Below are 26020 nucleotides of genomic sequence, written 5' to 3' on the forward strand. Positions count from 1 at the left end.
TCTTTAAAAGATTATTTTGCTTTAGCTTGAAGTTCAGCTTCTTTAGCTTTTAATTCAGCAACTTTGGCCTGGTTTTTTAACATACCGTAAATATCTTTCAAAGTTCCAACGGCATCAATGTTGTTAGGACTTGCCTGATACCATTTTTCAGCATAAGGAAGCGCTTTAGCAAATCTCTCCTTTCTTGCTTCAATTAAAGTTGTCGCTTTATCTGGATCTGATTTTCTTATTGCATTGATTTCTTTTACAGCCTTATCATCATCACCAATAGTAGTATATACTAGGTTTTGATAAGCATTGTCCTTTAATTTTGTATCAGTAGCAGCAAGCTCTATCGCCTTATTGAATGAAGCAACTGCATCAGCTTCTGTAGCAGGATTTTTGGATTGTAAAACTCCTAAGTTGTACCAATTGGTAGCATCATTAGGGTTCTTTGCCAACTGCTCTTTAAGATTTGTCATAAACTGATCAGTCTTACCTGCAGCGTATAAAGCAGAACCGTGATACTCTTTTAATTTAGCATTATTAGGGTATTTTGCTAACCCTTTTTCAATCAACGCTAAAGCTTCATCATTTTTCTTTGCATTTAAAAGTAAAGTTGATAAAGTTTCATATAAATCTGGCTCTACGCTTTTAGATTGTTCAGTTTTGAAATCAGAATAATCCTTTGATGAACTTTTTTTCAATAGATCCCAAGTTGCTTTATCATAAGCAGAAACTTGTCCGGTTTTATTTTCTTTTGCTGTATAAGTTGTCTGAACCCCAGTATACCCAGAATTAATTAAATCTGTATATATTTTTATAGATTCATCTAAATTATTTGCCAAAGCATAACTTAAACCAGCATAATACTTGTAAATTTTATCCTCTTGGCCATTTGCTTTTAACAAATCATAAAGTTCTATGAACTTTGGCCCTGCAACCGTATAATTTTTTGCATTATATGCATCCATTGCCACTTTATTAGTAGCTTGCACTTGAGCATTTATTTCTTTCTTATCATCTTTCTGCCCAAAAGCAAAAACTGAAGAAACGATTGCTATGCCTAAAATTAGCTTTTTCATAAATATGAATTTTTAATTATATTGTTATATTATTCTTCAGATTCTGAATTTTCAGTTTCGTCAACCGGATTTTCATTTTCTGCATTATTTTCCGTTTGTGGCGAAACGTTTTCTTCAGTTGAACTATCTTCTGCAGATTCTTCACCTTCAAGACCTTCTTCTTCTACATCTTTGTCCATTTCAACTTTTGCAATGGCAGCAATTTCGTCATTCTTCTTAAGATTGATCATTCTTACCCCCTGAGTATTTCTACCCATCACACGCATTTCATCCATATTCATTCTGATTGCAACACCCGATTTATTAATAATCATCAATCCATCTTCATCTGTAACATTCTGAATTGCAATAAGATTACCTGTTTTTTCAGTGATATTAAGGGTAATAACTCCTTTACCACCTCTGTTGGTAATTCTGTAGTCTTCTACTGCAGTTCTCTTACCGTACCCTTTCTCAGACACCACAAGAACCGTTTCGCGCTCTACATCGTTAACAACAATCATACCAATAACCTCATCATTTTCCTCCATCATAATACCACGTACACCGATAGATCCTCTACCCACTTCTCTTACTTTCTCTTCAGGGAAACGAATACATTTACCGTTTTTCGTAGCAATCATGATTTGAGACTCACCATTGGTAAGATAAGCACTTAGCAATTGATCGTTTTCTCTGATCTCAATAGCGTTGATACCATTTACTCTTGGTCTTGAGTAAGCCTCTAAAGATGTCTTTTTGATAGTACCATTTTTAGTAATCATTACCACACTCATCTGGTTGATGTAATCTACATCTTTCAGGTCATTGGTTCTGATATATGCTTTAATCTTATCATCCGGTTCAATGTTGATTAAGTTTTGTACCGCTCTTCCTTTTGCAGTTTTAGAACCTTCAGGAATTTCGAATACTCTTAACCAATAACACTTCCCTTTTTCTGTAAAGAACAACATATACTGGTGGTTAGTTGCAGACACGATATATTCCAAGAAATCTGAATCTCTTGTTGTCGCTGCTTTATTACCAACACCACCTCTACTTTGAATTTTGTATTCTGATAGCAACGTTCTCTTCACATATCCTGCATGAGAAATGGTAAGAACAACCGCTTCGTTCGGAATAATATCTTCAATAGACATTTCACCTCCCGAATAATCAATTTCCGTTCTTCTTTCGTCGCCGTATTTTTCTTTTATTTCTGCTAATTCTTCCTTAATAATTTGGAATCTTCTCGGTTCATTTGCCAAAATATCTTCTAAATTATTAATCTCTTTCATAATAGCATCGTACTCATCGCGAATCTTATCAAGCTCCATTCCTGTAAGACGAGCCAAACGAAGATCAAGAATTGCCTGTGCCTGAGTTTCTGATAAATCAAACGCTTCAATCAATCCTTCTTTTGCACCTTGTGGATTGGCGCTGTGACGAATAATTGCAATAGCTCTGTCTAAAGAATCCTGAGAACCAATCACTTTCATGAAACCTTCAAGAATGTGGGCTCTTTCTTTAGCTTTTTTAAGCTCGTATTCAGTTCTTCTTACAATTACCACATGTCTGTGCTCAACAAAATGGTGAATAATGTCTTTTAAATTCAACTGCTCTGGTCTTCCGTGTACCAAAGCGATATTGTTTACACTGAAAGACGTTTGTAGTGAAGTATATTTATACAACATATTCAGAACAACATTAGGAATTGCGTCGTTTTTCAATTCATAAACGATACGCATTCCGTTTCTGTCTGACTCATCTCTGATTTCGTAGATACCCACGATTTTATCATCTTTTACCAGCTCAGCAGTTCTGGCAATCATTTCAGCTTTGTTAACCTGATACGGAATCTCGGTTACAATAATTGCGTTTCTGTTATGAACCTCTTCAAAACCTACTTTTGCTCTTAAAACCACTCTTCCTCTTCCTGTATGGAAAGCATCTCTTACACCATCGTATCCGTAGATAATTCCACCGGTAGGAAAATCTGGAGCAATAATGTGCTGCATCAGTTCATCGATGCTAATTTCTTTGTTATCAATATATGCATTGATTGCATCTACAGCTTCAGAAAGATTATGAGGGGCCATATTAGTTGCCATACCTACTGCGATACCTGAAGTACCGTTAACCAAAAGATTTGGAATTTTTGTAGGCATTACAGTGGGCTCCGTTAAGCTGTCATCAAAGTTATTTTGAAAATCTACCGTTTCTTTATCAAGGTCTGATAAGATATCATCTGAAATTTTCTTTAACCTTGCTTCGGTATAACGCATTGCTGCAGGTGGATCACCATCCATAGAACCGAAGTTACCCTGACCGTCAACCTGTGGATAACGTAAACTCCAAGGCTGAGCCATTCTTACCATTGCGTCATAAACTGAAGAATCTCCATGTGGGTGATATTTACCTAAAACATCCCCAACAATTCTCGCTGACTTTAAGTATTTTCTGTTTGAGAAAACCCCTAAACCATACATACCATAAAGCACTCTTCGGTGTACTGGCTTAAGACCATCTCTTACATCCGGTAATGCTCTCGAAACAATAACCGACATCGAATAATCAATGTAAGATGATTTCATTTCATCAACAATGTTGATAGGAATTAATCTTTCTCCTTCTTTTTGCATATATAAGTTTTATTGTAATGATAATCAGACTTTTAAAAATCGGTCTGAAAACTATTTATTTTGAATAATTAATAACGTGCTAAGTTACAAAATTTTTACCGATTTTTGCCTGAGAAATCAAGCAAAATATCTTAAAAAATATTAAAATATGAGTGTATTAAGTATAACTTTTCATTGCATAAAAAGCAGCATCGATGAGTGGGAAAATTATGTAGACGAAACTTTAGTTTTAATGGCTGAAAACCTTCTGGATGTTGATAAATACATCTTGTCTGAAGTTCACAGCGATTTTATTGAAGAAGGGAAAAACTACAATCTTCTTTTGATTTTTGATAACGAAGAAAAGAGAACAGATTTTATGGAAAGTGAATTATTAAACATCTCCGAAAGAATCGAAACTAAATTCGGGCAAGATGTTATGATTTTCAATACTTCTTTAAATCCTAAGAAGAAAAATCTTTAGTAAAACCCCAACTTAAAGGATAAATAAAAAGGCTGTCTCAAAAATTGAAACAGCCTTTTTTTATAAATTAACGACAATTACCGGTCTGCTATGATAAACTCGCGGATGTCTGTTTTTTTTATGAGAATAATGATACGGTCTTGCTGGTTTGTAATAATGCTTCTTATAATGTTTTGGGGCTTTATAATACACAACTTTTTTATACTTTGGCTTGTGATGACCATGATAATGATGTTTTTTATGCGAGCCATGACCGTGCCCTCTTTGAAACGGTGCAGCCTGATAAAACACAATCGAAAACACAATTAAAAACAGTCCAATTACTTTAGTTACCAATTTCATAATAATCAATTTCAAATTAAAAATCAAAATTACAATACTGATGCCAATAATTGTTTACCACTATATATTTCACAATTTTTAAGAAATTTTATTATTATTTCAGAATAATTATAACAATAACATCAATTACCTATTTCTATTTCGCGGATGATGCTCTTTTAATTTTTCAACTTTTTTATCATGGCCAGGTGGCATTGGTCTTCGGCTCGGATGCGGAATGCAAGAAGAAATAAATCCTGCTGTAATGATTATAGCGATTGTATTTTTCAAGAGTTTCATAATTTTAAAATTTAAATTGATGAAATGAATTGTACAATCAAAATGCCAAAAGACTGATATTTAATATTTAAAAAATATTCGGGCTTCTTTTCTCCAACATAACAAGATCTTTCCATTCACCGTGAAGCTGGCCAACTTTATCTCTTTTACCGACAATTCTGAAACCGTTTTTCTGATGAAATTTTATAGATGCTTCATTTTCTGGAAAAATATTTGACTGTAAAGTCCAGAATCCGTGGTTTTCACTATCGAGAATCAGTTTTTTTAAAAGAACCGAACCCAAACCTTTCCCAAGGTAATTATTATCAAAATAAATACTTACTTCGGCAACTCCTTTAAAACAATCTCTTTTACTTACAGGTTTTAAAGCACACCAACCGATCACTTCGCTATTTTCATTTTCCAAAACCCATCTGCAGTCATTTAAAAAGCTGGAATTCCAGGCTCCTGAACTTGGCAATTCGGTGTCGAATGTGGCAATTCCGCTATCAATTCCCTGCTGAAAAATTTCTAAAACTTTAGTTTCGTCATGCGGAAGCATTTCTCTTATCTCGTAGTTCATTTTTTAATGATATTTTCTTTTATTTTTCCTTTTAATTCTGGAATAATGAGTCTGTTGATCATCTTTATCTTCAGAAATCACACTGATATTTCCATCAACTTCCAAAATAGCAAGCTTTACATTTTCCATTGTTTCTACTCCATGTTCTCTGATTGCTTCGTTCAGTTCATCAAAAGTAATTTTTACTTTTCTTAAAGCAACCTGATCTACCCTTCCGTCTTTTACTAAAATCACAGGATCAGCTTCCATAAAACTTGCAAAACCACGATTGGCGAACATTAATCTTTTCAATGTAAAATTAGAAGCAAATAAAACGAGCGCCGCAACAATTCCACCTTCTAAGGAAGTATTTTCACCAACCATTGCATTCTGTACAGCATTTGAAATCAGCAACAGCAAAACAACATCTCCTGCGTTGAGTTGTGAAAGCTGATTTTTCCCAAACAAACGGATTGCGATTACCATAAAAAGATAAACGCAAAGCGAACGGACAACTACATCAAGAATAGGATTCAAAGTATAGAAAATTTTAAATCAAATGTATACAATTACCCGAAATAAAAAAACTGCTTTTTCAAGCAGTTTAAAGAAAATTATATAGTTTGTTTCTTTCTAAATTATCTGTTGCTGATGTCTACTCTTACAGGCATTACAAAAGATGAAGCCAGCATATTTTCATTCAGTTTGTTGGCATCCACTTTATATTGAAGATGAGACAATACATTTTCTATTTCTTTGCTTACATTTTTGCAGTCTCCTTTTGAACGTACATTTACAATTTTACCGTTTTCCGCAATATCAAACTTCACTTCAGAATTTACAACTCCCTGCTTATAATCAGAGTTTGTAAAATCAAAATTAGCCATCAAAAGATTTCTGATTTCGCTGAACGCATCGTTTTTATTTAACTGAACTTCCTGAATGGTATTGTTTGAAGTTGCCTGAGCTTTTACGTTCCCTGCAATTGCTGTTAATCCTAATGCGAAAAGAGAAGCAACAAATATTTGAATTTTATTTTTCATATGTATTTGATTTTAAATTAGATATTAAACTTGTTTTGAATTCTAAATCAAAGATATAAAAAAATATTCATACAAATTTCACATTGAGTTAACATTGAGTTAACATTGAAATATAAAATATTGATATTCAATTAATTGTACTTTAAAAATAATTAAATTGTTAACATTGGAGATTAAATTAGCTTTAAGTTAAAATCACTTTTAAAAAGAAAAAGCTACAAACATCAGTTGTAGCTTTATATAATTCTGTAATTAATTACTTACTTATTTTGCCCTGGAGCAAACGGTTTTGCAGATTTTGTTCCAAAAACCTTTTTAGCTTGTCCAGGAGGCATAGGTTTTGATTGAAGCTTTAACGTGCGTTGATGATCTTACTTCACAAGACACAATGGTCAAGGAAAAAGCCATTAGAGCTAAATAAATTTTAATTGATTTCATAAGATTTTTTTTAGATAAGGCAAGTATGAGACCAAGTTACATTTCCTTCTTCAAATACTTCCCTGTCAAACTTTTCTTCGACTTAATAATTTCCTCAGGAGTTCCTTTAGCAATAATCTCACCGCCGTATTTTCCGCCTTCCGGTCCAACGTCAATAATGTGATCTGCCAATTTGATAACATCCATATTATGTTCAATAATAATAAATGAATTTCCTAGTTCTACCAACTTATTAATGGCATCCATTAGAATCTTCACATCTTCAAAATGAAGTCCGGTTGTTGGTTCATCAAGAATATATAAAGTATTTCCGGTTTGTCTTTTTGCTAATTCTGTTGCCAGTTTTATACGCTGTGCTTCACCTCCGGAAAGTGTGGTCGACTGTTGTCCCATTGTAATGTAACCCAAACCAACATCCTGCAAAGTTTTCACTCTTGCAAAAATCTTAGGAATCGGCTGGAAGAAATCTACCGCTTCATCAATCGTCATATCCAACACATCGGAAATCGATTTTCCTTTGTAACGAACTTCCAAAGTTTCTCTGTTGAAACGTTTTCCGTTGCAGGTTTCACAATGAACATAAACATCCGGTAAAAAGTTCATTTCAATCACTTTCAAACCACCACCCTGACAAGTTTCGCATCTTCCGCCTTTTACGTTGAAAGAAAATCTTCCAGGTTTGTATCCACGAATTTTAGATTCAGGCAATTCTGAAAATAAGTTTCTGATATCGGTAAACATTCCTGTATAAGTCGCAGGATTTGAACGAGGCGTTCTACCAATCGGAGTCTGGTCTACATCTACAATTTTATCAATATTGTCAAGACCTTCAATTTTTTTGTATGGTAAAGGTTCCTGAACGGCTCTATAAAAATGTTTGTTTAGAATCGGATATAAAGTTCCGTTGATCAAAGAAGACTTTCCACTTCCTGAAATTCCCGTAACTACAACCAATTTTCCCAAAGGAATATCAAGCGTTACATTTTTAAGATTGTTTCCTGTTGCTCCTTTTAATATTATATTTTTACCGTTTCCTTCTCTTCTCACTTCCGGAATGGCAATTTTTCTTTTTCCTGTAATATAATCTGCAGTAATTGTATCAGCGTTTAGCAAATCTTTCGGTTTTCCCTGCCAAAGAATTTCGCCACCAAATTTTCCGGCTCTCGGACCAATGTCTAAAACCTCATCGGCTTCCATGATCATATCTTTGTCGTGCTCTACAACCAAAACAGAGTTTCCGATATCACGAAGATTTTTTAATGAATTAATCAGTCTTTCGTTATCTCTTTGGTGCAATCCGATACTTGGCTCATCCAAAATATAAAGTACATTCACCAATTGAGAACCAATTTGTGTTGCCAAACGGATTCTTTGAGATTCTCCACCGGAAAGGGTTTTTGAACTTCTGCTCAAACTTAAATAATCTAAACCTACATCCAATAAAAACTGAAGTCTGGTTTCGATTTCCTTTAAAATTTCATGAGCAATGATCGATTTTTTTTCTGAGAATTTATCTTTTACATCAGCCAACCATTCTTTTAAGTCTGATAAACTTAAACCGTTGATTTCAGCGATATTTTTACCATCGATTTTAAAACTCAAACTTGAAGACTGAAGACGAGCTCCTTTACATTCGGGACAGGTTTCTTCTGTTGTGAAATGTCTTTCCAGCAAAATTGCTTCGTAAGATTCTCTTTCCTCAATCATTTCCTCCATAAAAGGAATCAAACCATCAAAATTGATTTTTATCTTTTTGGAAATTCCTGCGTATTTTAAATCTTTATTAAATTCTTTGTTACAACCGTTATAAATATAATCCAACGCTTCTTCCGGAATATCTTTAAAAGGTGTTGCCAATCCTAAACCAAAAATTTCAAGAATATTTTTAATTTGAGTAAGTACAAATTTATTAGATTTGATATCTTCCAATGGCAATAAAGCTCCCTGATTGATTGATAATTTAGGATTTTCAACAAAATAATCGGTGTTGATTTTTTTAATTGTTCCTAACCCTTTACAACTTGGGCAACTTCCTTTCGGCGAATTAAAAGAAAAAGTATTAGGTTCCGGTAAAGCTAATGAATGACCGGTTTCGGCATCCATCAAATTTTTTGAGAAATATTCAATCTCTGTACTTCCCAGTTTTTGAATTCCAATTAAACCTTCACCCATTTCCATTGCGGTACGCAACGATTTTTCCATTCTGGCTTCGGATGCGCTCTCCCCGATAATCCAACGGTCGATGACGATATCAATATCGTGGGTTTTGTAACGGTCAAGTTTTAAATCATATTCAATATCCTGTAATTCACCATCAATTCTTGCCTGTCCGTATCCTTTTTTGGCCATCTGAACAAAAAGCTCATGATAATGCCCTTTTCTGGAACGCACCACCGGAGCCATCAACATTATTTTTTCGTTCTTATAATTTTCTTTAATAGCATCCAGAATCTGGTCTTCAGTGTAGCTTACCAACTTCTTGCCTGTTGTTTGAGAATAAGCATCAGAAACTCTTGCAAACAAAAGACGAAGGTAATCGTATAGTTCCGTAACAGTTCCTACAGTAGAACGAGGGTTTTTATTGGTTGTCTTTTGTTCAATAGCAATTACGGGCGAAAGACCTTCGATTTTATCAACATCAGGACGTTCTAATCCACCCAAAAACTGCCTTGCATAGGCAGAAAAAGTTTCGATATAACGACGCTGACCTTCCGCAAAAATAGTATCAAAAGCTAATGACGATTTCCCGCTTCCCGAAAGCCCGGTAATTACCACCAATTCGTTGCGCGGTATTTTTACGTTAATATTTTTAAGGTTGTGTTCACGAGCTCCGTAAACTTCTATATATTCAGTTGATTTACTCATAATTTGGAGTGACTTTACCTGAAAATCACGATGTGCAAAATTACGGAATTTTATGGACTTTATTGTGTTAAAAAATGTTATGAATTGTTGATTTAATTAAGTGAAAAAAATTGAGTTTTAATTCTTTGTAAGATTATAAATGATTTAAAAAAAATATTCTTGTTTTTCCCTAAATTTACACTGATTTAAACATGAACATGAACAGACTACGAGAGCATATTGAGGAGATTATTTCTTTGACAGATGAAGAATTCGATTATATAAAAACATTCTTTACCTTTAAAAATGTTCGCAAAAATCAGTTTTTGGTGCATGAAGGTGATGAAGTAAAATTTGAATTTCTTACGTTAGACGGAATTTATAAAGTTTTTTACATCGACGAAAACGGAAAAGAACATATTCTTCAGTTTGCCAAAAAGGATTGGTGGATGACCGATTACATTGGGTTTTTCAAAGAGAAAAATGCAACTATGTTTGTAGAATGTTTGCAGGATGGTGCAGTAGCTTGCCTCACTTTAGAAGGGAGAGAAAAATTAGCATCAGAATTTCATAAAATGGAATATTTCTTCAGAACAAAACTCACCAATGGTTATATCGCCTTACAACAAAGGATTATTCTTTTACTATCAAGTACCCCTCAACAACGTTATGAAGAGTTTTCAAAATTATATCCGGATTTGATTTCACAGATACCTAAAAAATATGTTGCAGAATATTTGGGAGTAAGCCGAGAAACTTTAAGCCGACTGTATTCAAACAATAAATAAAACTTAAGTGTGATTTTGATCACACTTTTTTTGTGACTTTATTCCTTCTATTAAAGCATGGAACAGACATAGATTTGCTATAGAAATTAAAACGATTTCAAAAAGACAAAACAAAAATATTTATTTAACTAAAAAATTTCAAATTATGAAACCAAAAGTTTTAATTATTGTTTCTAATGCAAACTCAATAGGACCCAATAACAGAAGAACCGGAATCTTTTTACCTGAAGTAGCCCATCCTTATGCAGAATTTGAAAAAGCAGATTATCAAATAGATTTTGCAAGTTTAACTGGTGAATCGCCATTTTTGGATGCTTTAAATTTAGCCAATGATCCGGAAAATTTAAAATTTTTAACCGGAAAAGGTTGGGAAGACATGCAGAAAGCGGCTAAAATATCGGAAGTTAACGTACACATTTACGATGCAGTTTTTATTCCCGGCGGTTTGGCTCCAATGGTTGATATGCCTGAAAATAGTGAACTGAAAAAAGTGATCGCCGAAGTTTACGAGAGAAATGGTCTTGTAGGTGCGGTTTGTCACGGTCCTGTTTCTTTACTCAACGTACAATTAAGCGACGGAACTTATCTTGTAAATGGCAAAAACATTGCTTCTTTTACTACCGAAGAAGAAAATAACTATGCAAAAGCTGATGTTCCTTTTGATCTGCAGACTGCATTAACTGAGCAAGGTGCAATTTTTCATGCTGCGGAAGCCTGGTCTGCTAACATCATCGCTGACGGAAATCTGGTAACCGGGCAAAACCCAGCTTCAGCAAAAGGTGTAGGAGAAAAAATGGTAGCGATTTTAGAATCTAAAAATGCATAATTTAATTTAGAAAAGATGAACGAACAAGCAATTTACGTGTATGCCAAATGGCAGGTACAAGCAGGAAAATTGGATGCAGTATTGCAGATTATGAAAGAGGCTGCTGAAAAGAGTTCTGAAGAAAAAGGAAATTTATTTTACAAAATCCATCAAAGTAAAACCGATAAGAACACATTAATTCTTTTTGAAGGGTATGAAAATGAATCGGCGGTAGAATTTCACCGTAATTCTGAGCATTATCAAAATTTAGTTGTAAATCAAATTATTCCTCTACTAGAAAACAGAGAAGTGATTCTAATGAATCAGATTATTTAATGTAAAATTCCTAAAAACTTAGATAAAGTAAAGTTTTTAGGAATTTTTTTGCTATAAGAGTTTTAATTTCTCTTTAATCGTTACTTCACAAACGAATTATATGAATTCAAAACAGATTCATAAGCAGAATCCATTTCCTGAATATTGCTGTCCGGAATTTTTCCTGTAGATTTTGAATCTCTGATTAGCTTTCTGAATTTATCTAAAAAGTCAGAGGCTTTTTGGTTTACACTTTCAAACTGAGTTTTTTTGTAAGCGTACTGCTGTTCTTTTACATTAAAAACTTTTTTGCTATTATCTGTTACTATTTTTTCAAACTCATCATATTTTTTCTGTGCTTCGGTCTCATTAAAACTTCCTGTGTATTGTTTATCTAAAAGATCCATTACGGAATCCATTGAGCTCATCAAACCTTTAGAAGAAACTATAAATTCTTTCATGGGATGATCTTTAAGAATAACTTCTTCTGCCGCATCGGTTGCAGGTTTTATTTTCGTTAAAATATTTTCTCCTGCCGTAAAAAATGCCTGTGCTTCTGTATCGATATCTTTTTTCAAAGCTTCTGCTTTTGCGCCCTTATCATCTTTATAATCTTCGGAAGTAATATATGATTTCAGTTCCTCAAACTTTTTATTAATACTTTCTCTTTTCGCTTTGTAGCTATTAAAATCGGTTTCAATTACCTTTTTATCATTTTCGAAACCAGAAGGAACTTCTTTTATTTTGCTAAGCGAATAATCCATAGAGCCAATTACAACCGGCATGCTGTACACTGTTTCACCTTTAGATTTTTTAACTGCTGCTTCAGCATATTTTACAATATTTTCAATATGTCTTGAAGAGGTTTTGTAAGAATCTAAAAAGTCATTATTAAAATCTATAATAGCCTGAGATTCGTTTTCTCCGGCTTTCAGAACGGCATTCCCTATTTTATCCATTCCTTTTTTACAGCTTACACTTGCTACACTCAGCGACAAAGCCAGTGCAACCATCATTACTTTTTTCATATTTTATAGTTGGATGTTAAAATTTAATTTTCAAAAAAATCGGTGTCTTCGTTGCTTATTTTTACGAGATATTCTATCCCGTCAATTGCTTTTGCTACAATTTGGTTTCGCAGAATGTTTGCCATGTTTTCCCAATACATTCTTCCGTAGAAAGAATAATTGTTGGGTACAATTTCCACCTCAACGGTTCTTACAAAACCTTCTTTTGGTTTGTTGCTGATCATGGTTCCGCGTTTTACACGAACATCTTTCAGCTCATCTTTCAAAACCATTCGGCAATAGTTTTTTACATCTTCCAGAGAAATTATTTTATCTCTCGTCGTTAAAGCATATTTGTAAGCCTGAATACTGTCTGAACCTTTCTGCTCTTCTGCTCCGCCGATTGTTTCTGTCAGCAAAATCATAGACTGAGATTTCAATTGGTTTGAAAGTTCGGTTCCGGGACGCATATGATTGGCAAAAGTGCAATGCGTGATCCAAAATGCAGCGTAAGTATGATCTGTTTTTTCTACAGGTTCCATGATCACATAGTTGAGTTCCTGTCTTATATTTCTTTTGGCGTTGTTTACTTTCTGCACCATCGATTTCATCTTATCAGACATTTCGCCAAGCATTCCTTTTACATTATCTCTGTTTAGCAAAGAAAATGCCGCAATCTCATCTCTTGTCAATTCAAGAACATTAGAAATCATATCAACCGCATTCCTGTTATTGAAACGTTCCATGCCGCCTTTTCTTACCGTGTATAAACCTTTTTTAAGATTGTCTGAAGGAGTGAAGGGGATTTCAGTATATTTTCTTCCTTCTCCGTCCTGAACTTCATCTACATATAAAAAATGTTCGGCTTCTTCGGTAATCAACGGAATGTTATTTCCCATGATATCTAAGCTATACTCTGTTTTTTTCCAGCCACGATTGTACACAGGAAAAGCATTTAAAACAAACGTAAAGTTGTCTAAGATTTCTGCAGAAAATTGCGGAGGAAATTCAAAAGTGAGCCACAAATATTCTTTTCCGTTCAGATATTTCTCAATTTCTTCTCTTCCTTTTAAGAAATCTAAATTCTCCGGAAGTTCTTTAGTGAAAAGATCCCTCGAAAGACCTGTAACCTCAACAAATCTATGACGGTAAATATTTTTAATATCATCAATAATTTTTGTTTTTATCGACTGCTCATGAAATAACTGTTCGTATCCTTCTGCTTCTTTATTTTTCACATAAGATATTCCTTCTTTGATGAACATAGGATTTCCGTTGCTGGAAACCGTACTGTAAGGTAAAAGCTTGTAAACAAAATCAAGATGCTCAAACGCGGGATTTGAACAGTAAAGGCTCAATGTTTTCGGAAACTTTTCGTTTGTAAATTTTGAAACATCAATTCCAATGGTTACTTTTCTGTAATCTTCCGGCCTTCCCTGAAATCTGGAAATTGGAATTTTATTTAATCTTTCATCTAAACTGTAGCATGTATTTCCTACAAACATAATTGCAGTCTGTGCTTTGTTTGTTCTTACACTGCCAACTGGTGTGAAAGGAATATTCAGCTGTTTATCTGATTCCGATTTTACAGTGGAGTTCATGTGTTTTTTGAAAAAAAACTCGGTATGTTCCAGCAAAATTTCTGATGACTCATATGGCGCGGTGTAAGCTAAAGCATGAGCCGGAATCGGGTGTGTATAAATGGAGGGTGTTAATAGCTTGGCAAGCTTTTCTAAGATTCTTGCATTAACGGTTTGAATTTCATTATTCGCTTTAAAAACTTCGGTGCTGAATGCATCAATCAATAATTTTACAAAAGGATCTAGCGACTGAGGGCTTTTCAGTCCCCAAACTTTTGTAGCATTCTGAAGCATTCTTGCTTTTACGGATTCTTTGGAATAAATATTCTGATCTAAATTCATAAAATTTTTTTACAAATAAATATTTAGTCGATGGACATCGGGCTTAGAAAAAGTTCGGTAGAAAAACTGAAACGCTCGCCTGTAGCTTCCATTTTTGCATTGATCCCTATTTTCACTTTTTTCTTGATTTCCGTATGTTCTTTGGTATCATAGTTATGCTCTACAAGTTTTACATGGGCATCAACTTGTGGCTGTACAATTCGTGGCTCGTATTGTAAGATTTGTCTTTTAAGACTTTTTACAAATACACTTTCCCAAACTGCTGATGTTACGCCATTATCGAATTCAAGACTCCAAACATCGTTTCCGTAGTTGTCATCATATCTGTTCTCGCCTTTTTTTGTCGTGATTAAAAGCATAATGTTGTGAGCAATGCTTTCTCCCATATCGCAGGTATCGATACTTCCCCCTTCAGACATGAGTATAGAAGGTACAAAAGGCATTCTGTAATTTGGTGTGTCCATAAGTGATATTTCGCTTTTTTCTTTGGTGTTACTTAAAATGAAATACCAATTTAATCATTTTTGATAAATAATGAGTTATTGAATATTAAAATTATTATTAAAAGAAGGTTTTTTGTCCGTTTTGAAAACCTACGAACTTTCACATGAAAATTTATTGATGTATTAGGCAAAATTTGAAATAAGAATACTACTGAATTTTTCACATCATTTTACAAATTTTTTTTAACGCAAAGATTTAGAATTAAATTTTATATTTAAGAAATAAAGGCCAATAAATTTGCTTCGCTAAGCTTGACAAAAAACTGTAAAATCAACTTGGTGATTTTGTTTAATTAATTAAAGAATATGAATTAAATTTTGTGTAAAAAATACAACGATAATTAAAATGAATACTTTTCAGTTACTTCTTTATTTGAACTTTCTAAAAAAACGATGTCAAGGTTTGAAACCTTGACATCGTTAATCTTAAATTTAATCAGTTGATGAATGGGATATTTTTTGAATAGTGCCAAATTTTATAGCCCCGATTGAACGACATGTTTGAGCTCTTTTTATTGATTTTTTGGAGATGGTAAAGCTACTGCCGAAAAAGCAATAAAAAAGCGAGTAGTGAAAGCGGGAATTAGCTTCTAAAAAAAATTATTGATCTGTTTTTTTATTTCTATTGATAAGATAGTAAACGGGCAAACCGAGAAGAACAATTAAAAATCCTGGCCAAGTGTATTGTTGTTTATAAATTAAAAGCAATACGCAAAAAGCGGTTCCGATTAAAAGATAAATTATCGGAGTGATTGGATATAGCCAGGTTTTGTAAGGTCTTTCAAGATTGGGTTGTTTAATTCTTAAATAAATAACTCCGAAAACCGTAATCATGTAAAACAATACGATGACAAACGAGATCATATCTAAAAGGTTTCCGTATTGTCCGCTCAAGCAAAGTAATGAAGCCCAAATCCCCTGCATCCAAAGTGCATTTCCGGGAACCTGATTTTTATTATTCTCAACAGCTGATTTAAAAAACAGGCCGTCTTTTGCCATCGTCTGAAAAACTCTTGCTCCTGCTAAAATCAATCCGTTGTTACAACCGAATGTGGAGACCATTACTAAAACAGCAATAATTACGGTTCCTGCACTTCCAAAAATATTCTGTGAAGCCGCAACCGCCACTCTGTCATTAGCCGCAAACGCAATTGAATCTCTGTCTAAAGCATTGATATAAACAAAATTTACGGCGATGTACAACAACATCACTGCTGAAGTTCCTAAGATCATTGCTTTCACAACATTTTTCTTAGGATTCTCAATTTCGCCAGAAACAAAAGTTACGCTCTCCCAAGCAACGGAACTAAACACCGAACCAACCATTGCGGCAGCGATTCCACCCATCAAAGTCATTCCGGAGATAGATTCCCACCCCGACTGTAAAAAGACGCCTTTATCGTCCTGTTTTAAGTTATTGAAAGAATCTGTTCCAAAACTGAAATTTTCAGCCAAGTGAGAGAAATCGACTAATATAAATCCTAAAGCGATTAAACCAAGCAATGCCAGAATTTTTGATCCTGTAAAGACATTTTGAAGTATTTTTCCACTTTCTACCCCTCTTGTATTAATGTAGGTCAATAAAATAATAACTGCAATTGCCAAAATCTGAATCCAGGTAATCTGAAATGTTCCGCTTTGAAAAATAGGTGCGGCATTATTTAATTCTGGAACAAGATATGCGGTAAACTTTCCGAATGCCATTGCAACAGCAGCAATTGTTCCGGTCTGAATCACGGTAAACAATCCCCATCCATAAAGAAAACCCATTTTTTTACCGAAAATTTCTGTGAGGTAAGTATATTGTCCACCAGCTTTCGGGAAAAGCGAAGACAGTTCACCATAACTAATTGCTGCAGCAACGGTCATAATTCCTGTGATTACCCAAACGACAATCATCCAGTATCCAGAACCCAGATTCCGCATCATATCTGCGCTTACGATAAAAATTCCGCTTCCGATCATCGAACCCATTACCAACATAATGGCGTCCCATAGTTTTAGTTTTTTCTGCATATTCAAATATTGCGTTCAAATATAGATAAATCTGCAATTGTTTTTCATTTTTGTTTTCGATTTCTAAATGACCTGTTATTTATCAAGTTTATAATCATTCTAAATTCAAATATTATTGTTAATTTTGGAAAAAATATTAATAATGAAATTTAAGGCAATATTAGTTTTAGCAGCAGTAAGCGTATCTACTTTAGCGTTCGCTCAGGAAAAGAAAAAAATGGGTCCGCCGGAAGGTAATGCAATCGTGGGAGACACTTACGGTTCGGCTGTAGCTTCTTCTGTAGAATCTAAAGCTATCTCTGTTGAAAAATTAGGCAAAAAGCTTAAAAAAGAAAATAAAAAAGTTGAGAACGTAGCCGTAAAAGGTAAAGTAACAGACGTTTGTGAGAAAAAAGGATGTTGGTTAACCATTCAAACTGAAGACAATTCTCAGTTTTTTGTAAAAATGAAAGATTATGCATTCTTCGTTCCAACAGCTTTGAAAGGAAAAACAGTTGTATTAGACGGAACTGCTGAAAGAAAAGTAACTTCTATTGACGAACAGAAACACTACGCAGAAGATGCTAAAAAACCTCAGGCAGAAATTGATGCAATTACTCAGCCTAAAGAAGAGATCAGATTCGTAGCCAACGGAATTAAAGTGGTCAACTAATCAGATTTAAAAATATTGTTTTGGTATGCTTTGATCTTGATCGGCATGAAAGAATATAAAAATAAAACGCGGAACAAATTGTTCCGCGTTTTTTAGTCTTCTATTTTGAAATTTACTTCCGCTTCCAGTTTAGGATATTTGGTATCGGAAATATATTTTTTTCCGGTACAGTCAATTTCCAGCCAGCCTTTTCTTTTCTTCACATCTCCCGCCTCTATCACAAAAGGGATAAATGAGATTTCATCTTTACCTTCTTCGAAAACTTCTCTGTACTGAACTGCGATATCCAAAATACATTCATGATCCGTATTTAATTTTACGTTTCTGTACACAACATCATAATGCGTTTCCTGGTTTTCAGGAATCTCCTGATAAGCTTCCCAACCTGAAACGTCAGAGTCAAGTTCACTTATTGCTTTTAACGCATAATACAAAGCAATCGTATAATATTTTCTTGTTTCTTTCCTTGAATAATCATCTGCGAAATGTCCACCTTCAAAAAGGATGGTCGGCATTCCTGCTTTTATAAAATTATCTCCCGTAGAAGTGGGATAGAACTCATCAGAATATCTTCCAATTTGATTAGGTATTAATTCTTTCAAGTGGTTGTAAACATCCGCAATTACCGCCATGCATTTTTTACGGTTATCAGTAACAGTTCGCTCTACATTTTCTGAAGGCGCCAAAAAGGAAAGTGTTGCAGGATGAATTCCATCAGTAGTGAAAATTGTACGCTGCTCATGAAGATTCAGCGCATAGTCGTATTTTTTTGATGCAGCCAGATTTTTCAGAAATTTAATCTCTTTACTCGCTTCATTATGAAAGTCTCTATTCAGATCTATTTCCGAAGCATTCAGCCTAGTCCATTTTTCAGAACCATCAGGATTTAACATAAAAATAAAATCTAAACTGATCTTGCTGAACAACTCTTCTTTTAATTCGGGTGTTTTATCTAAACTCTTCAATAGGTCCAGCATTGCATGGGTCGCATTAGATTCGTTCCCGTGCATTTGTGACCAAGCAAGAATATTGATCTCACCAGTTCCTAAACCTAACTTATAAATTGGTTTATCTAAATAAGACCTTCCAATCTCTTGAATGTAATCTTTGAGATTCGTCTGTAAGTAAGAAAATAATTTTTCAGGAGAAATATATCGATTAGGGAAATCAGGGTTTGCAGTGTAGAAATGTTTAAAGTTCATTAATAATAATTTACATTTTTCAAAATTAACTATTTTCACTATAAAAATAAAATTTACATCTGTAATAATATTAAACAATACATATTGCCATTTTGTCTGTTAGTTAAATTGTGGATTAACAATAATTCAAAACAATATACTTAAAACACTTAAAGTCAATTAATTACAATATTTAAATAAAGTAATAAATGAAATGTTCTTTAAGTTGAAATATTACCATTTCTACCAAAATGAGCATAACTAACTCAAACAAATAATTTGTGGAGAAAATCAACAATTAACCCAATATACAAATGTTAATTGCGGATAACTTTAATTTTAATTCATTCTAATAAGTGTAAAACGAATCTTTAAATATGGCTTTTAAGACAATATTTTAAAAATGAACATTCGTATATAGAATATTATCCTTAAAAATGAGTAAAAGTAACCATCAATAGTAAAAGGCACCCATTTTATTCTATTTTATCAATAGGAACAACTTACAAAACTTACCTTTCAGTGATACCTAGGCCCTTATCCTACTCTATAAAGTTTTAACTCTTATTAATCACTAAAAACCGAATTTAACAGCCTATTTTATTCGCAATTATTTTTCAAATTTACATTATCCATCTTATATCTTCATTTACTTTAAATGGAATTTTATCCGCAATAGATTGTGGAAACATTGTTTAGTAATTTACTTGACCAAATTTTACATTTGTAATAAAATACTGATTGATAAGCACTTAAAAGTATTTACTTTTGTATATTTAACAATTTAGGATTATTTACATTTGTATTTGTGTTTTGTAAATTTATTATTTACATTTGTAAATACAATTTTACATCTTCTTGTATGAGTTTAAATGAGAGAATTTCAAAAGTTATAGAATATTCAGGGTTTACTCCCTCTGAATTTGCGGATGAAGTAGATGTACAACGGTCGTCTATTTCTCACGTAACGTCAGGAAGAAATAAACCTTCTCTAGAGTTTATCATCAAAATAAAATCTCGTTTTCCAGAAATTTTATGGGATTGGTTGGTTACTGGAGAGGGTGAAATGTTAAAGTCTGAACTTCCCGATACAGAAGAACCAGTAACGGAAGAAAAGGTAAAACCTACTTCCCTGCCCGATTTATTTACCATGATAAATAGCGATAAAGATTTTGGCAGCAAAGAGTTTGAAGAACCAGCCATTATTGAGAGTCCCTCAGAATCGGTTAAAACATATCAAAGTAAAGCAAACGAAAAAATATTCGATTCTCAGCGATTAGAAAAATCAAATGAAGAAATCATTAATCAAGTCACTGAAAATCAACCTAATAAAATAAAACGCATTATCTTATTTTATGAAAATGGAAAATTTGAAAGTTTTGAACCATAAGAAAGCCTAATTTAAAAAATTAGGCTTTCTTTAAAGATTGTCCCCGTCCTAAAATAAGCTTAGCAAACTTTGAAGTCTTACTTTTACCCTTTAAAATATATTTTTCATTTCGGTGAATTTGGCAACATATATTCTTCTAAAACGTTCAAAATTTCAGTAATTCTTCCGGCCAAATTCATAATTTCAATAGAGATAATTTGAACTTTCTTAAGGTTATTTATCTTAAAATTTTGAGAAAAAAAACAATAATTTAAACTCAAATTTTAGTTCTAAAACAAAAAAACAACTGTTATTTTTAGCAATTCTCAACCTTGAAAATGCATTTTTGTCCCGCCTATTTGATGTAATTTACTCATATAAAACTTTGAAAACTTCCGTAATTCTTCCTGCCAAATTCATAATTTGAATAGAGATAAATACATTTTTGTCCCATCGATTTGATGCAATTTGTTCATCTAAAACTTTCTAAATTTTCGTAATTCTTCCTGCCAAATTCATAATTTGAATAAAGGTAATTTGAATTTTTTTAGGATTATTTATCTAAAAACTTTAGGGAATTTGACAATAATTCATGTTCTTTTTTTAGTTTTCAAACACAAAAAACAACTGTTATTTTAGCAATTCTCAACCTTGAAAATGCATTTTTGTTCCATCGATTTGATGCAATTTGTTCATCTGAAGCTTTCAAAATTCCCATAATTATTTCTTCCAAATTCATAATCTCAATAGAAATAATTTGAACTTTCTTAGGGCTATTTACCTTAAAATTTCGAGAAAAAAAACAATAATTTAAAATCAAATTTTAGTTCTAAAACAAAAAACCAACTGTTATTTTTAGCAATTCTCAACCTTGAAAATGCATTTTTGCCCCGCCTATTTGATGTAATTTACTCATCTAAAACTTTCTAAATTTTCATAAATTCTTCCTGCCAAATCCATAATTTGAATAGAGGTAATTTGAATTTTTTTAGGATTATTTATCTAAAAAAATTGAAAGAATTTTACAATAATTTTAGCTCAACTTATAGTTTTCCAGCCAAAAAAATACTGTTATTTTAGTAATTTTCAACCCTGAAATTATACTTTTGTTCCTTCAATTTAATGCAATTTCTTTGTCTAAATGTTCAAAATCTCCGTGATCATTCATGCCAAATCCGTAATTTGATTAAAAATAATTTGAACTTTTTTAGGATTATGTATCTAAAAACTTTTAAGATAAATCACATAATTTATGCTCGTTTTTTAGTTTTAAGCACAAAAAATCAATCGTTATTTTAGCTTTCACAACCCTGAAAATGCATTTTTGTTCCATTGATTTGATACAATTTACTCATCTAAAACTTTGAAAATTCCCGTAATTATTCCGGTTAAATTCATAATTTGAATAGATATAATTTGACATTTTTTAGGATTATTTACTTTAAAATTTCGAGAAAAAAACAATAATTTAAGCTCAATTTTTAGTTTTCAAAGACAAAAAAACAACTGTTATTTTAGCAATTCTGAGCCTTAAAATACATTTTTGTCCCGTCGGTTTGATGTAATTTACTCATCTAAACCTTTAAAAATTCTCATGATTTTTAAAGGTTTTTCTAGTTTTCAAGCCAAAAAAGTAACTATTGTTTCAGAAATTTTCAACCCTTACAATACATTTTTGTCCCATCGATTTTATGCAATTTAATCATTTGAATCTTTAAAAATCTCCATAATTTTTCACGCCAAAATCATATTTTTAATAGAGTTTGTTTAAACTTTTCAAGGGTTATTTATCTTGACGAAAAATAACAATAACTTAAGCTCGATTTTTAGTTTTCAAACTAAAAAAATAACTTTTATTTCGACAATTTCCAACGCATAAAATATATTTTTGTATCGTGTATTTGATCTGATTTACTCATCTGAATCTTTGAAAATTTTCATAATTTTTCACTCAGAAATCATATTTCTAATAGAGTTTATTTGAACTTTTTTAGGATTATATATCTAAAAACTTTAAGCTAAATCACATAATTCATGCTCATTTTTTAATTTTTAAGCACAAAAAAGTAACTGTTATTTTAGCAATTCTCAATCATGAAAACAAACTTTTATTCTTTCAATTTGGTGTAATTTACTCATCTAAAAACTTTCAAAATCTCTGTAATTTTTTTTACTAAATTTATAATTTGAATATAGATTATTTGAGCTTTTTTATGATTATTTATCTTAAAAATTTGAAAGAATTTTAGCTCAACTTTTAGTTTTCAAGCCAAAAAAAACTACTGCTATTTTAGCAATTCTCAACCCTGAAATTATACTTTTGTTCCTTCAATTTAATGCAATTTCTTCGTCTAAATTTTCAAAATCTTCGTGATCATTCCTGCCAAATCCGTAATTTGATTAAAGGTAATTTGAACTTTTCAGGATTATTTACCTTGAAATTTCGAGAAAAAATCATAGTAATTTAAGCTTAATTTTTAATTTTCAAACACAGAAAAGCAACTGTTATTTTGGAAATTCTCAGCCTTGAAAACATACTTTTATTACTTCAGTTTGATGCAATTTACTCATCTAAAACTTTCAAAATCTCCGTAATTTGTCCTGTTAAATTCATAATTTCAAAATAGATTATTTAAATTTTTCAGGATTATTTACCTTGAAATTTCGAGAAAAAATCATAGTAATTTAAGCTTAATTTTTAATTTTCAAACACAGAAAAGCAACTGCTATTTTGGAAATTCTCAGCCTTGAAAACACACTTTATTCTTTCAATTTGGTGTAATTTACTCATCTAAAACTTTCAAAATCTCTGTAATTTTCCTACAAATTCATAATTTGAATAGAGATAATTTGAACTTTTTTAGGATTATTTATCTTTAAAACTTCAAGAAAAACTATAATAATTTGAGCTCGCTTTTTAGTTTTCAAGCAAAAAAACAACTGCTATTTTAGCAATTTTCAATCATGAAAACACACTTTTATTCTTTCAATTTGATGCAAATTATTCATCTAAAACTTTGAAAACTTCCGTTATTTTTCCTGCCAAATCCGTAATTTGATTAAAGGTAATTAGAACTTTTTAGGATTATTTAACTTGAAATTTCGAGAAAAAATCATAGCAATTTAAGCTTAATTTTTAATTTTCAAACACAGAAAAGCAACTGTTATTTTGGAAATTCTCAGCCTTGAAAACATACTTTTATTACTTCAGTTTGATGCAATTTACTCATCTAAAACTTTCAAAATCTCCGTAATTTGTCCTGTTAAATTCATAATTTCAAAATAGATTATTTAAATTTTTCAGGATTATTTACCTTGAAATTTCGAGAAAAAATCATAGTAATTTTAGCTTAATTTTTAATTTTCAAACACAGAAAAGCAACTGCTATTTTAGGAATTTTCAACTTTGAAAATGCATTTTTGTTCCCTCTACTTGATGCGATTTATCCACCCAAATACTTTGAAAATCTTTATAATTTTCACCACTGAATTCATACTTTTAATAGAATTTATTTGAAATTTTTCGGGCTATCTTTCTTTAAAATTTAATAAGAATATCACAATAATCTAAACTCAATTTTTAAGAATATTATACACTGCTTGAAATTTCTAAAATGAAAAAGCTCGATCATTTTGACCGAGCTTTTATACTATTCTAAAAAGAAAATTATTTTCTTCTTCTATCTAATTCTTTCTTAATTAAACCTAATTCTCTCCCGGTCTGTCCGGCCACCGAAGTGTTTTCTCTAGCTCTTCTGGTAAGATAGGGAACAACGTCTTTTACAGGTCCGTAAGGCAAATATTTAGCTACATTATAGCCTTTATCAGACAAATAAAAACTAATGTTATCACTCATCCCATAAAGCTGTCCAAAATAGATGTGAGGATTGTTGTTTTCCAATCCTTTAGCCTTCATTTTATCCATGACCAATTCAGATGAAATCTCGTTATGAGTTCCGAAGAACGCAGAAACTTTATCTAAATGATTCATCACAAAATCAATTCCGGCATTGTAATTTTTATCGGAAGCATCTTTGGTTGGCTGAATAGGATCTGCATATCCTTTTTCTGCAGCTCTCGCTCTTTCTTTTTCCATGTAAGCGCCACGAACAATCTTATAACCAATAAAATAATTCTTTTCTCGGGCTCTCTGAAGATTTTCCTCCATATATTCAAGACGACCAATTCTGTACATTTGAATCGTGTTCCAGACAATCGGTTTTTCCTGATTATATTTTTCCATCATCTCTTCGCAAAGCTGATCTGCTGAACCCTGCATCCAGGTTTCTTCTGCATCAATCATTACTTTTTTATCATGCTCATGACAAAGCTTGCATACCTCATCAAATCTTTTTACCACTCTCGCCCATTCTTCTTTTTGGCTTGAAGTCAGCTCAGAGCCGTTTCCAACAGCTTCATACAAATCAATTCTTCCGAAAGCAGTAGGTTTGAAAACGATAAAAGGAATCGCAGGATTTCCTACAGAAAATTTAATGATATCTTTAATTTCCTGACATACCGCGTCAAAAGTTTCCTCATCTTCTTTCCCTTCAATTGAATAATCGAAAATACTTCCAACTTCTCTTTTGAAAAGCTGTTTTACCACTTTCATACTCTCTTCACGCGTTTCTCCACCTACAAATTGCTCAAACAAAGTGTTTTTTACAATTCCGGTAACGAATGGAAAATTATTATGAACGGTAAAATTCAGGACAGAAGTTCCAAGACTTGTTAAAGCAGGCTGTTCAATCATTTTAAACATCCAATAGGCTTTTCTTAATTGTGCATCAGTTTTATCGGCAAATGCAACTTTAGTATCGTTGAAAATGGGCATTCCTTTTTGTTAATTTAATTTTGCAAATGTAAGAATAACCTAAGCTTTTTTAAAGCTTTTTTTCTACAATTTACCTTCAATTCCGTTCAGCAGCATTGCAAGAATTCCAATGAAAACCCAGAAGCGTAAAATATTGAGCGTAAGAAACTTAGTTCGTCTTGAAGAATTTAAAAGCAGATAAACACAGATAACCATGACAAACAGGCCTCCGGTAAAATAATAAGACATAAAACCTGAAATTCCGGTTTTAAGGATAAGCTTCATCGAAACTGCCATTGTTACAATCAACAATGAGATAAGAATGATCTTGGTATTTTTACTTTTAAAATAGTTAGGAATTGTAGTATAACCAAAAGCTTTATCCACACTTTTCGTTAGTGTATCTTTCACAATATCAATACATAAAAGAATCAAAAACAGAAAAATAGCCATTAAAAATACTTTCTTTGAAAAAGTCTGATAATAAACCATCATTCCAAAAAAAGGATATAATGTTAAACTGACAAAAGTGAAATTATTGAGAATTAAAATTCGGCTTAGTTTATGGCTGTAAAACCACATAAAAAACTGATAAACAACAAAGAAAATTAAAACCCGATACGAAATAAAACTTGCTACTCCGAGCGAAATTACCGTTAAAGCCAAATAAACATACAGAAAATATTTCTGCTGAATGAAACTCTGAATTCTTGTACGGAACGGTTTTACAATATGATCTTTTTCAAAATCGTAAAACTGATTAATGATTCCACCTGCAAGAATGCTTAAAACGGTACAGAAAATAATGCCGTGAACTTTGAAGTCAAAGACAAATTTCCTGAAACTTTCCTCCTGATTAAACAGAAAAAAAGTAGAAACGTATAATGCAAAAGTAAGTAAAGCGGCAACGAAAAACCTAGCTCCCAAAAGAAAGCCCACAAGCTGAGAAAACCTATAAAACAAAGATTTCGAAACAAAATTTTTCTGTTGAAAACTTTCTTTTTCAGAATTCAT

General features: G+C 32.3%; 21 protein-coding genes. 6 read left to right on the forward strand and 15 right to left on the reverse strand.

Annotated features, from left to right (window positions below; genetic code table 11):
* Positions 1–11 precede the first annotated feature (11 nt).
* A complete protein-coding gene (locus B5X64_RS07530; protein ID WP_079464644.1) occupies positions 12–1064 on the reverse strand; it encodes a tetratricopeptide repeat protein in 1053 nt (350 codons plus the stop codon).
* Between the two features lie 29 nt (positions 1065–1093).
* A complete protein-coding gene (gene gyrA, locus B5X64_RS07535; RefSeq protein ID WP_079464645.1) occupies positions 1094–3685 on the reverse strand; it encodes a DNA gyrase subunit A in 2592 nt (863 codons plus the stop codon).
* 148 nt (positions 3686–3833) lie between these two features.
* Between gyrA and B5X64_RS07540 the strand changes: the two genes are divergently transcribed.
* On the forward strand, positions 3834–4148 hold the full coding sequence (locus tag B5X64_RS07540; RefSeq protein WP_079464646.1) for a DUF4286 family protein: 315 nt from the start codon (positions 3834–3836) through the stop codon (positions 4146–4148).
* A gap of 60 nt (positions 4149–4208) precedes the next feature.
* Here B5X64_RS07540 and B5X64_RS07545 read toward each other — a convergent pair whose 3' ends face one another.
* From B5X64_RS07545 to uvrA, 6 genes are all read right to left on the reverse strand, one after another.
* Positions 4209–4490, reverse strand: a complete 282-nt coding sequence (locus B5X64_RS07545; RefSeq protein WP_079464647.1) for a hypothetical protein — start codon at positions 4488–4490, stop codon at positions 4209–4211.
* Positions 4491–4616: 126 nt separating this feature from the next.
* Positions 4617–4769 carry a hypothetical protein gene (locus B5X64_RS22775; protein WP_159437584.1) on the reverse strand — a complete coding sequence of 51 codons (153 nt, stop codon included), beginning with the start codon at positions 4767–4769 and terminating at the stop codon, positions 4617–4619.
* 67 nt (positions 4770–4836) lie between these two features.
* Positions 4837–5331 (reverse strand): GNAT family N-acetyltransferase, encoded by a 495-nt coding sequence (locus B5X64_RS07550; protein ID WP_079464648.1) that lies wholly within the window; start codon positions 5329–5331, stop codon positions 4837–4839.
* Between the two features lie 3 nt (positions 5332–5334).
* Entirely contained in the window at positions 5335–5847 is a 513-nt protein-coding gene (locus B5X64_RS07555; protein ID WP_079464649.1) for a DUF421 domain-containing protein, read from the reverse strand.
* 101 nt (positions 5848–5948) lie between these two features.
* On the reverse strand, positions 5949–6353 hold the full coding sequence (locus B5X64_RS07560) for a hypothetical protein (protein WP_079464650.1): 405 nt from the start codon (positions 6351–6353) through the stop codon (positions 5949–5951).
* Positions 6354–6827: 474 nt separating this feature from the next.
* On the reverse strand, positions 6828–9656 hold the full coding sequence (gene uvrA, locus B5X64_RS07565) for an excinuclease ABC subunit UvrA (RefSeq protein ID WP_079464651.1): 2829 nt from the start codon (positions 9654–9656) through the stop codon (positions 6828–6830).
* Between the two features lie 197 nt (positions 9657–9853).
* Between uvrA and B5X64_RS07570 the strand changes: the two genes are divergently transcribed.
* The 3 genes from B5X64_RS07570 to B5X64_RS07580 all read left to right on the forward strand — a co-directional run bounded on the left by B5X64_RS07570 (position 9854) and on the right by B5X64_RS07580 (position 11564).
* Positions 9854–10423 (forward strand): Crp/Fnr family transcriptional regulator, encoded by a 570-nt coding sequence (locus B5X64_RS07570; protein WP_079464652.1) that lies wholly within the window; start codon positions 9854–9856, stop codon positions 10421–10423.
* A gap of 145 nt (positions 10424–10568) precedes the next feature.
* Positions 10569–11249, forward strand: a complete 681-nt coding sequence (locus tag B5X64_RS07575) for a type 1 glutamine amidotransferase domain-containing protein (protein WP_079464653.1) — start codon at positions 10569–10571, stop codon at positions 11247–11249.
* A gap of 15 nt (positions 11250–11264) precedes the next feature.
* A complete protein-coding gene (locus B5X64_RS07580; protein ID WP_079464654.1) occupies positions 11265–11564 on the forward strand; it encodes a putative quinol monooxygenase in 300 nt (99 codons plus the stop codon).
* Between the two features lie 80 nt (positions 11565–11644).
* Here the strand turns inward: B5X64_RS07580 and B5X64_RS07585 are convergent, their stop codons facing one another.
* The 4 genes from B5X64_RS07585 to B5X64_RS07600 all read right to left on the reverse strand — a co-directional run bounded on the left by B5X64_RS07585 (position 11645) and on the right by B5X64_RS07600 (position 16991).
* Positions 11645–12571 carry a DUF3829 domain-containing protein gene (locus tag B5X64_RS07585; RefSeq protein ID WP_079464655.1) on the reverse strand — a complete coding sequence of 309 codons (927 nt, stop codon included), beginning with the start codon at positions 12569–12571 and terminating at the stop codon, positions 11645–11647.
* A 23-nt stretch (positions 12572–12594) separates the two neighbouring features.
* Positions 12595–14472, reverse strand: coding sequence for a type VI secretion system baseplate subunit TssF (locus B5X64_RS07590; protein WP_079464656.1), 1878 nt, complete (start codon positions 14470–14472; stop codon positions 12595–12597).
* Between the two features lie 23 nt (positions 14473–14495).
* Positions 14496–14936, reverse strand: coding sequence for a GPW/gp25 family protein (locus B5X64_RS07595; RefSeq protein ID WP_079464657.1), 441 nt, complete (start codon positions 14934–14936; stop codon positions 14496–14498).
* A gap of 639 nt (positions 14937–15575) precedes the next feature.
* A complete protein-coding gene (locus tag B5X64_RS07600; RefSeq protein WP_079464658.1) occupies positions 15576–16991 on the reverse strand; it encodes an APC family permease in 1416 nt (471 codons plus the stop codon).
* A gap of 142 nt (positions 16992–17133) precedes the next feature.
* Between B5X64_RS07600 and B5X64_RS07605 the strand changes: the two genes are divergently transcribed.
* Positions 17134–17643, forward strand: a complete 510-nt coding sequence (locus tag B5X64_RS07605) for a DUF4920 domain-containing protein (protein WP_066676601.1) — start codon at positions 17134–17136, stop codon at positions 17641–17643.
* A 92-nt stretch (positions 17644–17735) separates the two neighbouring features.
* On the opposite strand, the gene B5X64_RS07610 is transcribed toward B5X64_RS07605, so the two are convergent.
* Positions 17736–18845: a M14 family zinc carboxypeptidase gene (locus tag B5X64_RS07610; protein WP_079464659.1), complete on the reverse strand. Its 1110-nt coding sequence runs from the start codon at positions 18843–18845 to the stop codon at positions 17736–17738.
* Between the two features lie 841 nt (positions 18846–19686).
* On the opposite strand from B5X64_RS07610, the gene B5X64_RS07615 reads away from it, so the two are divergent.
* Entirely contained in the window at positions 19687–20214 is a 528-nt protein-coding gene (locus B5X64_RS07615; protein ID WP_079464660.1) for a helix-turn-helix domain-containing protein, read from the forward strand.
* Positions 20215–23860: 3646 nt separating this feature from the next.
* Here B5X64_RS07615 and B5X64_RS07625 read toward each other — a convergent pair.
* Both B5X64_RS07625 and B5X64_RS07630 read right to left on the reverse strand, forming a co-directional pair.
* On the reverse strand, positions 23861–25027 hold the full coding sequence (locus tag B5X64_RS07625; protein ID WP_079464662.1) for a proline dehydrogenase family protein: 1167 nt from the start codon (positions 25025–25027) through the stop codon (positions 23861–23863).
* Positions 25028–25090: 63 nt separating this feature from the next.
* On the reverse strand, positions 25091–26020 hold the full coding sequence (locus B5X64_RS07630) for a UbiA family prenyltransferase (protein WP_079464663.1): 930 nt from the start codon (positions 26018–26020) through the stop codon (positions 25091–25093).

Source organism: Chryseobacterium balustinum, from assembly GCF_900168205.1.
GTDB lineage: Bacteria > Bacteroidota > Bacteroidia > Flavobacteriales > Weeksellaceae > Chryseobacterium > Chryseobacterium balustinum.